Origin of the sequence: Curtobacterium sp. MCJR17_020, from assembly GCF_003234365.2 — a bacterium.
In the GTDB taxonomy this organism is placed as follows: Bacteria; Actinomycetota; Actinomycetes; order Actinomycetales; family Microbacteriaceae; genus Curtobacterium.
Genome location: NZ_CP126260.1, coordinates 3,873,471 through 3,883,234 on the forward strand (window position 1 = coordinate 3,873,471; position 9,764 = coordinate 3,883,234).

The window sequence follows — 9,764 nt, forward strand, 5'->3', positions numbered from 1 at the left end:
AATGTCTCACTGATCGGAGCACGGTATGACGAACGGCAACAGCCTCGACCCCTGGTACGACTCCTACGCCCAGCGCACCGCCGGGCTGAGCGCCTCCGAGGTCCGAGCCCTGTTCGCCGTCGCCTCGCGCCCCGAGGTGGTCTCGCTGGCCGGCGGCATGCCGTTCGTCTCCGCGCTGCCGAGAGAGCTCGTCACGGGCTCCCTGGACCGCGTCATGAACGAGCACGCGGCCATGGCGCTGCAGTACGGCGGCGGACAGGGTCTGCGGTCCCTCCGTGAGCACATCGTGGACGTCATGAGCCTCGAGGGCATCCGTGCCAGTGCCGAGGACGTCGTCGTGACGACGGGCTCGCAGCACGCCCTCGACCTCGTCACGCGGCTGTTCATCGATCCGGGCGACGTCGTCCTCGCCGAGTCCCCGTCCTACGTCGGTGCGATCGGTGTGTTCCGGTCGTACCAGGCCGAGACCGTCCACGTGACGACCGACGAGCTCGGTCTGGTTCCCGAGGCGCTGCGTGAGGCGATCGCGAACCTCCGCACGCAGGGCAAGCGGATCAAGTTCCTCTACACGATCCCGAACTTCCACAACCCGGCCGGCGTCACCATGAGCCGGGAGCGCCGCATCGAGGTGCTCGACATCTGCCGGTCCAACAACATCCTGGTGCTCGAGGACAACCCCTACGGTCTGCTCTGGTTCGACGAGCCGGCACCACAGGCGATCCGCTCCATCGACGAAGAGGGCGTCGTGTACCTGGGGTCCTTCTCGAAGACCCTCGCACCCGGTTTCCGGGTCGGCTGGGCGCTCGCACCGCACGCCATCCGCGAGAAGCTCGTGCTCGCCAATGAGTCCGCCGTCCTCGCCCCGAACTCCTTCGGGCAGTACGTCGTGAACGCGTACCTGGACGCCGCGGACTGGAAGGGTCAGGTCGACACCTTCCGCGGCATCTACGCAGAGCGCCGTGACGCCATGCTGTCCGCACTGGGGGAGTTCCTGCCGGATCTGTCCTGGACGAAGCCGAACGGCGGCTTCTTCGTCTGGCTGACGCTCCCCGAGTCCCTCGACTCGAAGGGCATGCTGCCGCGCGCCGTGAAGGAGCTCGTCGCCTACACGCCGGGGACGGCCTTCTACGCGGACGGTCGTGGCGGCGGGCACATCCGTCTGTCGTTCTGCTACCCCACTCCCGAGCAGATCCGCGTCGGCGTGAAGCGGCTCGCCAACGTCGTCAACGACGAACTCGAGCTGATCGAGACGTTCGGTCCGACGACTCGGCCGAACACTGTCGTCCGCGAGACGTCCTCGGTCAGCGCTCCGCCGCCGAACATCTCCTGATCAGCGCTTTTCTGCGGTGCGTGGCCCACCAGCACCGTCGTTCCACACCGGAGGATCCCCATGGCTGAGCTCACTCGTCGTCACGTCGTCGTCGTCGCCGGAGGGATCTCGCACGAACGTGACGTCTCCCTGCGCTCCGGTCGGCGGGTCGCCGACTCGCTGACCGGGTACGGGTGGCAGGTCGATCTCCGCGACGCCGACGCGCTGCTGCTGCCGGCTCTCGCCGAGTCCCGCCCGGATGTCGTGTGGCCGGCTCTTCACGGCGCCTCCGGTGAAGACGGGGCCCTGCGGGGCATCCTGGAGGCGGTGGACATCCCGTTCGTCGGCTCACGTTCCACGTCGGCCCGGTTGGCATGGGACAAGCCCACGGCGTCAGCGCTGGTCGCGCGGGCAGGCGTCCGCACCCCTCGATCCGTCACGCTGTCCCACGACGTGTTCCGCGAGCTCGGCGCCGTCGGGGTGCTCAAGGCCATCGCGGGGGAGCACCCGGTCCCGCTCGCCGTGAAGCCGGCACGCGGCGGCAGCGCGCAGGGCGTGACACTCGTCGATGACGTCAACGACCTGCCGCGTGCCATGGTCACGGCCTACACGTACTGCGACGACGTCGTGGTCGAGCAGCTCATCCGCGGTACCGAGGTCGCGGTCGGGATCATCGACACGGGTGACGGGCCGGTGGCGCTCTCCGCCGTCGAGATCGTCCCGCGAAACGGCATCTACGGCTTCGAGGCGCGGTACAACGCCGGGGAGACGACGTTCTACACCCCCGCCCGACTGTCTGACGAGTTCGCGACCGCTGCAGCCGATGCCGCCGTCGCGGCGCACGCAGCCCTTGGCCTCCGCCATCTGTCCCGTGTGGACCTCATCATCGACGGCGCTGGTACGCCGTGGTTCCTCGAAGCCAACGTGCTCCCGGGTCTGACCGAGACCTCCCTGCTGCCGCAGGCACTCTCCGCATCCGGTTTCGATCTCGGGTGGACGTACGCAGAGCTCGCCGAACAGGCGATCCGCGACCACCACGCCTGATCCGCGAGTTCGACGTTCCACGTGGAACATCGGAGTGCGCGAGAGTCGATGTTCCACGTGGAACGTCGGCACTCGCGGTTCGCTGCTGAGAGCTGATCCGCTCTGAGCAGCATCGGATGCGTCTGGTCATCTCCCGGGGCACGGTGGACGCATGACCGATTCACCACCGCCCGCAGCCTTTACGATCGAGTACCGGCGTGCCCTCTTCGACCATCGCGTGCTCGTACTCGACGGCGCCCTCGACGACGACAACGGCACCGTCCTCATGACGCAGTTGGTACAGCTCGCGACGGCGGACCCCTGGAGCGACATCGCGCTCTGGATCCATTCGCCCGGAGGCTCGGTCCCGGCGATGCTCGCACTCCGGGACCTCATGCGGGTGATCCCCAACGACGTCAGCACGCTCGCATTCGGGATCGCCTGCAGCGCGGGCCAGTTCCTGCTGTCCTCCGGTACTCCCGGCAAGCGACGAGCACTGCCGCACAGCCGGATCCTCATGCACCAGGGGTCCGCAGGGATCGGGGGGAGTGCAGTGGACGTGGCGCTGCAGGCAGACCACCTCCGTGACACCCGCGACACCGTGCTCGGACTCATCGCAGCGGACACCGGTCAGACGGTCGACCGCATCTTCGAGGACTCGCTGCACGACCACTGGTACTCCGCGCAGGAGGCCCTCGACTACGGTTTCGTCGACGTGATCGTCGACGACTTCTCGGTGATCCGGCCTCAGCAGCCCCGCTCCACCGTGACCGGCTTCGGCGGCCCTGCGGTCGGGGAGGGAGACCGTTGAGCGCGTACACGATCCCGAACGTCATCGCGCGGGACGCTCGCGGCGACCGGGTCCTGGACGTCTACTCGCACCTGCTCACCGAGCGCATCATCTACATCGCTACCGCGATCGATGCTGGCGTCGCCAACGCCCTCATCGCGCAACTCCTCTTCCTCGAGTCGGACAACCCGGACTCGGACGTCCAGCTCTACGTCAACTGCGACGGCGGCGACCCGAGTGCCATGCTCGCCGTCTACGACACCATGCGGTTCATCCGCCCCGCCGTCGCAACCACCTGTGTGGGGCAAGCGATCGGTGTCGGAGCCGTCCTGCTCGCCGCGGGCGCAGCAGGAAAGCGGTCGGCCCTGCCGCATGCTCGGGTCGTGCTCCACCAACCCGCGGCGCAGGGACAGGGGGCCATTCCCGAGCTCATCCTGCAGGCCGACGAGGTCGTCCGGATCCGGGCCGAGATCGAGCACCTGCTCACCGAGCACAGCGGCCAGAGTGTCGAGCGACTCCGGGCCGACACGGATCACGATCGCGTCTTCACCGCCCGTCAGGCCCAGCAGTACGGGCTCGTGGACCACGTGATCACTCGACGCTGACGGACGGCGCTGCCCGACGAAGCCTCAGGCTGCGAGGACGAAACTGCTCCGCAATTGTTCGCCACCAGTACCTGCGGAACGTGCTCGCTCGCGGAGCTGTTCTGCTGCGGCTGCCGTCAGGTCCAGCAAGGAACTCTCGAGCGCGCCGGCCACTGCTGCCAGCATCTCGCTCGACGGCTCCTTCCGCCCGCGTTCCATCTCCGACAAGTACTGCGGTGACACCCCTGCGCGACGAGCGACGTCGTGCAGGGTGTCCCCGCGGTCGCGGCGACGAGCGCGGAGTTCTCGACCGACGACGTCACGCCAGAGCGGCTCGGGATTGCGAGATCTCATGGTGCGAGCTTGGCAGTGTTCCACGTGGAACGTTCGGCTTTCGCGTTCGCTGCTCGTGAACTCCAAGCAGCTGAACGGCTCCGCGCCCCGTATCGGGCCGAATGCTCCCTCGCAGCTCCAGACACCCGCTCCGGGGCTGCGAAGCCCGCTACGGTCCGCACAGTGCCATTGGGGGGCCGTCAGGACGAAACGTCGCTGATCCCGAGCTCCGAAAGGATCCGATTCAGGTCGTCGCCGTTCGCGAAGTCGATGGTCACGGAGCTCTTCCGGGCGCCCACAGCGATCTTGACCCGCGTGTTCAACCGGTCACCGATGCGCTCGGCAAGGTCGTTGAAGTGCGCCTGGTTCTTGGAGGGCTGCGGCGCAGTCTTCGGAGGGGTCTTCGTCGCCAACTGCTGCGCGATCGCTTCGGCAGCGCGCACCGACAGGTCCTCGTTGACGATCTTCTCGGCGAGGTACTCCATCGCCTCGGCGTCCGGGGCAGCAAGGATCGCGCGGGCGTGACCGGCCGACAGCACGCCAGCAGCGACCCGACGCTGCACGGGGGAGGGGAGCCGTAGCAGACGGATGGTGTTGGTGATCTGCGGACGTGAGCGCCCGATGCGCTGGCCGAGCTGTTCCTGCGTGATCCCGAAGTCCGCCAGGAGCTGCTGGTACGCCGAAGCCTCTTCGAGCGGGTTGAGCTGCGCCCGGTGCAGGTTCTCGAGCAGGGCGTCCCGGAGCATCGCGTCGTCAGGCGTCTCCTTGACGATCGCCGGGATGGTCGTGAGCCCGAGCTCCTTGGTCGCCCGGAGGCGCCGCTCACCCATGATCAGCTCGTACTGCGGCTCCGTCCCCACAGCCCCGGGGATCGGGCGGACGACGATGGGCTGCAGTACGCCGATCTCACGGATGGAGTGGACGAGCTCCTGCAACTCTTCTTCGCGGAACTCCTTGCGCGGCTGCTGCCCGTTCGGGATCACGTCCAGCGGGTTGAGGTTCGCGAGTCGGGCTCCCGGAACAGCGACGAGTTCGTCCGCGGTGGGTGCCGACGCCGGCGACCCACCGGTCGGGAAGAACACGTCGACGGGGCGGTCCTGCTGGTCCGTTGCCGTCGGGATGAGCGCGCCGATGCCGCGGCCGAGTCCGGTTCGCTTGGGTGCCATCAGTCTTACGCTCCTCGTGCTGCGATCTCGGCGGCCGCTTCCAAGTAGGAGAGCGACCCGGTGGAGTTCACGTCGTACGCGACGACGCTCTGTCCGTAACTCGGCGCCTCACTCACCCGGACGGATCGGGGGATCATCGCCTTCAAGACCTGATCACCGAAGTGCTCGCGCACGTCGTTCGCCACCTGATTCGCCAGGTTGGTTCGTCCGTCGTACATGGTGAGCAGGATCGTCGAGACCCGGAGGTTCGGATTGAGGTGCCGCTCGATGAGCTCGATGTTGCGCAACAGCTGGCTGAGTCCCTCGAGCGCGTAGTACTCGCACTGGATCGGGATCAGGACTTCCTGAGCCGCCACGAACGCGTTGATCGTGAGGAGACCAAGCGACGGCGGGCAGTCGATGAAGACGTAGTGGTACGGCTCGTCCAGCGACTGGAGGTACAGGTCGAGCGCCGTACGCAGCCGCTGCTCTCGAGCGACCAAGGAGACGAGTTCGATCTCAGCACCCGCGAGGTGGATCGTCGCCGGCACGCACCAGAGGGTGTCGGACTCGGGGGACCGCTGCACGGTGTCGGCCATCGCAGCCTCGTCGACGATGACGTCGTAGATGCTCGCGACCTCGGCCTGGTGGTCGACACCCAGGGCCGTCGACGCGTTGCCCTGTGGGTCGAGGTCGATCACGAGCACCCGTGCGCCACCGTGGGCGAGGCCGGCGGCCAAGTTGACGGTCGTCGTGGTCTTCCCGACGCCGCCCTTCTGGTTCGACACGGTGATGATCCGCGTCTTCGGGGGCAACGGGAACTGCTGCGTCGCGATCGCACGGCGCCGGCGGTTCAGGTCGGCGATCTCGCGAGCAAGCGGAGTCGACGCGTCGTAATCGGTCGATGAGCTCAACGAGTGCCTCTTCCCCGGTTCGATGTTTCACGTGAAACGTGGAGCAGCACGCGATCAGTTGTCCCGATCCGAGCCGCAGGGTCAGTCAACTGTAGCCCGGAAGACCCGCGTGGTCTCTGCGACCACACCGTCCCCGAGCTCGAGGACCTCGACGTCCGAGAGGTGCTGGCGCAGGATGACCTTGCGTGCCTTCTCGATCTCGTCTTCGACGCGCGCACCCTTCATGAGGATGAGCTGCCCGCCCGAGCGGACGAGTGGAACCGTCATCGGGATGAGCTTCGACAACGCACTGACCGCGCGGGCCGTGACCTGGTCGACGACGATGTCGTCGGAGACGTCCTCGGCGCGGCCGCGGACCACCGTCACGTTGGACAGCCCGAGCCTGCTCGCCTCGTTGGTGAGCCAATCCACTCGACGCTCCATCGGCTCGATGAGCGTGAAGTGCACGTCCGGACGGGCGATCGCGAGCACGAGACCGGGCAGTCCCGCACCCGAGCCGACGTCGGCAACCCGACCGCGGGCCTCCAGGAGGGGCGCCAGCAACGCTGAGTTGAGTATGTGTCGCGTCCAGAGTCGAGGCAACTCGAGCGGGCCGATCAGGCCCAGCTCCTCGCCCCGGCGAGCCAGCTCGTTCGTGAACGAACGAGCCGTCTCGATCTGTTCGCCGAAGAGCGCGGACGCAGCCGCAGGCTCAGCCTCGAGCACCGGAGCAGCGTCCGGAGCGGTGGGCGCGGTGGCCGAGGACACCGACTCGTCCGTCATCGGGTGACGACCGTGTGGCGGTCCCGACCCTCACCCTCGGACTCCGAGTGGAAGCCCTTCTCAGCGACGAGGTCGTGGACCAGCTTGCGCTCGTACGACGACATCGGGGGGAGTGCTGCGGACGACGATCCGGCTTCGATGCGCTCGACGGCGGTGTCGACCAGTCGCTGCAGCTCGTCGGCACGAGCGTCACGGGAGCCGCCCACGTCGAGGATGAGCCGGCTGAACTCGCCCGTCTCGGCCTGGACGGCGATGCGGGTGAGTTCCTGCAGCGCGGTCACGGTGTCCGGCTTGGAGAGGACGCGGAGCGCCTCTCCGTCATCGGTGACCGACAGGTACACGCGACCGGCGCGCTCCTCGATCTCGATGTCTCCGTCGAGGTCGCAGATGTCGAGGAGTTCCTCGATGTAGTCCGCAGCGATGTCAGCCTCGTCACGGGCGTCCTCGTCCGGAACCTCGGTCGTGTCGACGGCTGCGGCGGTGTCCTGCTCGGTCAATTACTTCTTCCCGTTCTTCTTCGAGCGCTGCTTGCCGACCGGCTGCGAACGCTGAGTGGTGACGCGCACGGCCTCGATCTCGGCGGCGCCAGCACCGGCTCCGGCTTCGGCGAGCACCGGGTTCGAGATCCCGCGACGCTGGGCCTTCTTGGCCAGACGCGCCTCACGCGCCAGAGCCGCCTCGGATCCGGGCGTCGGCATGCTGCGGATGACGAAGTACTGCTGCGCCATCGTCCAGAGGTTGGAGGCGAGCCAGTAGAACATGACGCCGAGGGGGAAGCTCAGACCCGAGATCACGAAGACCAGCGGGAGGATGTACAGCATCATCTTCTGCTGGCGGTACATCGGCGACGCCTTGGTCTCCGGCGACATGTTCTTGGCAACGAGCTGCAGCTGCGTGATGAACTGCGAGGCCGTCATGACCACGATCATGAAGCCGGCGATCGCACGAACCTCCCACCCGGAGGCATTCGTGAACGTCTCGTGCAGGGGAGCACCGAACAGGGCCGCGTTGCCGAACGACGCCGCGAGGTCGTTCGTGAGCAGGCCGATGCCCGTCTTGTTGATCTGCGCTTCGTGCAGCACCGAGTACAGCGAGAAGAAGATCGGCATCTGCAGCAGCAGCGGCAGGCAGGAGCTCAGCGGGTTGGTGCCCGTCTCCTTGTACAGCGCCATGGTCTCGCGGCTCATGGCCTCACGCGAGAATTGGTCCTTCTTGCCCTTGTACTTGTCCTGGATCTTCTTCAGCTGCGGCGCGACCTCGAGCATGCGGCGCTGCGACTTGATCTGCCGCACGAAGATCGGGATCAGCGCGGCGCGGACCACGAAGGTCAGGAAGATGATGGAGAGGACCCAGGTGATACCCGCGCCCGGGTCCATGCCGATGCTCTCGAAGATCCAGTGGAAGCCGACGAGGATGGCCGAGACCACCCATTTGAGCGGCCAGAGGACGAATCCGATGATGTCCATGGGGACGGCTACGCCTTTCGAGTGCGCTGGGGGAGCAGGACCGGCCGGGCCGTTCCGACCGCGGGGTGCGGCTGCTGCGGGATCGGCGCGAGGACGAACCCGAACCGGTTGACGACGAACGGGCGACGACGTTCCGTGACGTCGTCGATGCCGCCTGCAGCCCAGGGGTTGCAGCGAGCGATACGCCAGGCGCCCATCGCGGATCCGCGGACGACGCCGTACTGCTGGATCGCTTCGAGGGCGTACCGGGAGCACGACGGGTGGTACCGGCAGACGTTGCCGTACAGCGGGGAGATCACTGCACGGTAGGCCCGGAGCACGACGACGCACGCGTTGCGTGGGAGCAACGCGGCGACCCAGGCCAGCCGGGTCCACTGGATGCGGTTCATGCTGCCTTCTCCACCCCGCGCGCGTAGGAGCGCACGACGTCTTCGAGCAGGGTAGGCCATCCGGCCTGCGATGCGGCTGGCAGTGCTCGGACCACCACGTCGTACCCCACGGGGGAGTCGGCGAGGATGCCGTGCGCGATCGCCTTGAGCCGCCGCCTGATCAGGTTCCGGGTCACGGCGTTGCCCACCGTCTTGGCGACGATGAACCCGAACCGCGACGGTCCGGTGGGGTCCGTCGAGCGACGGACCACGGACACGACGACGTGCGCCGTGGCGCTCTTGCGACCACGACGCACGACGTTCCGGTAGTCGTCCCCGCGGACGATGCGGTTGGCGCTTGCCAACACTGCGATGCCGGGGTCAGACCGAGGACCGGATCAGGCGGTGAGCCTGATCAGGCCGAGAGCTCGGTGCGGCCCTTGGCGCGACGCGCCGACAGGATGGCGCGGCCGGCACGCGTCCGCATGCGGAGGCGGAAGCCGTGCTTCTTGGCGCGGCGACGGTTGTTCGGCTGGAAGGTGCGCTTGCTCATGATCTCTCCACACGGCTGCTCGCGGCGAGCCGTCACGTATGTATGTGTCATCGCTCGGTGTCGAACGACGCAGATGGGCGCGACCAATCGGCCGCAGTCAACTGGTTAACGGTACGTGACAGCAGCGGGCAGGTCAAACGCCGATCGGGGCCGGCCTCGATGCCGGGGCGTCGTGGACACCGCTGCGGTCCATTCTCCACATTGGGGACAACTTCCGTTCGGTGCCACCCGGCCCGGTCCTTTACAGTGGGGTCATCGATCGGCCCCGCGCCCCGGTACGACAGGGAAGTACTCCTGTCCGACGGATCCGGGCGGTCGTGGACAACACTGTGGACAACCCTGTGGGAACACGCGCGGTACGAGGCGTCGACGAAGCCCCCGAGACCCCGACGAACCGCCGGCGCACGACACGGTCCGCTGAGCGCCACACCCCGCGGCACTCCGGCACGTCCGACCCAGCAGGACGCACCCCGGTCCGGCACCGAACGCACGACACACACCTGGAGACGAGCGCGAC

13 protein-coding genes are annotated in these 9,764 nt (G+C 67.5%); 4 read left to right on the forward strand and 9 right to left on the reverse strand.

The genetic code is table 11. From position 1 onward, the window contains the following. The first annotated feature begins 25 nt into the window (after window positions 1–25). From DEJ14_RS18595 to DEJ14_RS18610, 4 genes are all read left to right on the forward strand, one after another. The gene (locus tag DEJ14_RS18595) at window positions 26–1,330 is read left to right on the forward strand and encodes an aminotransferase-like domain-containing protein (RefSeq protein ID WP_111083670.1); all 1,305 of its coding nucleotides are present in this window, start codon (window positions 26–28) and stop codon (window positions 1,328–1,330) included. Window positions 1,331–1,390: 60 nt separating this feature from the next. Then, window positions 1,391–2,353, forward strand: coding sequence for a D-alanine--D-alanine ligase family protein (locus tag DEJ14_RS18600; protein WP_111083671.1), 963 nt, complete (start codon window positions 1,391–1,393; stop codon window positions 2,351–2,353). 151 nt (window positions 2,354–2,504) lie between these two features. After that, window positions 2,505–3,143, forward strand: coding sequence for a ClpP family protease (locus DEJ14_RS18605; RefSeq protein ID WP_111083672.1), 639 nt, complete (start codon window positions 2,505–2,507; stop codon window positions 3,141–3,143). Then, a complete protein-coding gene (locus DEJ14_RS18610; RefSeq protein WP_111083673.1) occupies window positions 3,140–3,727 on the forward strand; it encodes a ClpP family protease in 588 nt (195 codons plus the stop codon). Before DEJ14_RS18605 ends, DEJ14_RS18610 begins: the two co-directional genes overlap by 4 nt. Before the next feature lie 24 nt (window positions 3,728–3,751). Here DEJ14_RS18610 and DEJ14_RS18615 read toward each other — a convergent pair whose 3' ends face one another. From DEJ14_RS18615 to rpmH, 9 genes are all read right to left on the reverse strand, one after another. Then, complete coding sequence (locus tag DEJ14_RS18615) at window positions 3,752–4,060, reverse strand: helix-turn-helix domain-containing protein (protein ID WP_111083674.1); 309 nt, start codon at window positions 4,058–4,060, stop codon at window positions 3,752–3,754. 179 nt (window positions 4,061–4,239) lie between these two features. Further along, window positions 4,240–5,205: a ParB/RepB/Spo0J family partition protein gene (locus tag DEJ14_RS18620; protein WP_111083675.1), complete on the reverse strand. Its 966-nt coding sequence runs from the start codon at window positions 5,203–5,205 to the stop codon at window positions 4,240–4,242. 5 nt (window positions 5,206–5,210) lie between these two features. Continuing rightward, window positions 5,211–6,098 (reverse strand): ParA family protein, encoded by an 888-nt coding sequence (locus DEJ14_RS18625; protein WP_131845076.1) that lies wholly within the window; start codon window positions 6,096–6,098, stop codon window positions 5,211–5,213. Between the two features lie 81 nt (window positions 6,099–6,179). Then, window positions 6,180–6,860: a 16S rRNA (guanine(527)-N(7))-methyltransferase RsmG gene (gene rsmG, locus DEJ14_RS18630; RefSeq protein ID WP_111083677.1), complete on the reverse strand. Its 681-nt coding sequence runs from the start codon at window positions 6,858–6,860 to the stop codon at window positions 6,180–6,182. Next, window positions 6,857–7,357, reverse strand: a complete 501-nt coding sequence (locus DEJ14_RS18635) for a Jag family protein (RefSeq protein ID WP_111083678.1) — start codon at window positions 7,355–7,357, stop codon at window positions 6,857–6,859. Before DEJ14_RS18635 ends, rsmG begins: the two co-directional genes overlap by 4 nt. Next, on the reverse strand, window positions 7,358–8,326 hold the full coding sequence (yidC, locus tag DEJ14_RS18640; protein ID WP_111083679.1) for a membrane protein insertase YidC: 969 nt from the start codon (window positions 8,324–8,326) through the stop codon (window positions 7,358–7,360). An 8-nt stretch (window positions 8,327–8,334) separates the two neighbouring features. Continuing rightward, window positions 8,335–8,715, reverse strand: a complete 381-nt coding sequence (gene yidD / locus DEJ14_RS18645; RefSeq protein WP_111083680.1) for a membrane protein insertion efficiency factor YidD — start codon at window positions 8,713–8,715, stop codon at window positions 8,335–8,337. Continuing rightward, window positions 8,712–9,062, reverse strand: coding sequence for a ribonuclease P protein component (rnpA, locus tag DEJ14_RS18650; protein WP_111083681.1), 351 nt, complete (start codon window positions 9,060–9,062; stop codon window positions 8,712–8,714). The genes yidD and rnpA overlap by 4 nt, the downstream gene beginning before the upstream one ends. Before the next feature lie 47 nt (window positions 9,063–9,109). Beyond that, complete coding sequence (rpmH, locus tag DEJ14_RS18655; protein ID WP_022889115.1) at window positions 9,110–9,247, reverse strand: 50S ribosomal protein L34; 138 nt, start codon at window positions 9,245–9,247, stop codon at window positions 9,110–9,112. Window positions 9,248–9,764 lie beyond the last annotated feature (517 nt).

Excerpts from the sequence above, each read along its gene's own strand:
- rsmG (WP_111083677.1), bottom strand. The coding sequence starts at position 6,860 with ATGACGGACGAGTCGGTGTCCTCGGCCACCGCGCCCACCGCTCCGGAC.
- yidD (WP_111083680.1), bottom strand. The coding sequence starts at position 8,715 with ATGAACCGCATCCAGTGGACCCGGCTGGCCTGGGTCGCCGCGTTGCTC.
- DEJ14_RS18600 (WP_111083671.1), top strand. The coding sequence starts at position 1,391 with ATGGCTGAGCTCACTCGTCGTCACGTCGTCGTCGTCGCCGGAGGGATC.
- yidC (WP_111083679.1), bottom strand. The coding sequence starts at position 8,326 with ATGGACATCATCGGATTCGTCCTCTGGCCGCTCAAATGGGTGGTCTCG.
- DEJ14_RS18615 (WP_111083674.1), bottom strand. The coding sequence starts at position 4,060 with ATGAGATCTCGCAATCCCGAGCCGCTCTGGCGTGACGTCGTCGGTCGA.
- DEJ14_RS18595 (WP_111083670.1), top strand. The coding sequence starts at position 26 with ATGACGAACGGCAACAGCCTCGACCCCTGGTACGACTCCTACGCCCAG.
- DEJ14_RS18620 (WP_111083675.1), bottom strand. The coding sequence starts at position 5,205 with ATGGCACCCAAGCGAACCGGACTCGGCCGCGGCATCGGCGCGCTCATC.
- rpmH (WP_022889115.1), bottom strand. The coding sequence starts at position 9,247 with ATGAGCAAGCGCACCTTCCAGCCGAACAACCGTCGCCGCGCCAAGAAG.
- DEJ14_RS18605 (WP_111083672.1), top strand. The coding sequence starts at position 2,505 with ATGACCGATTCACCACCGCCCGCAGCCTTTACGATCGAGTACCGGCGT.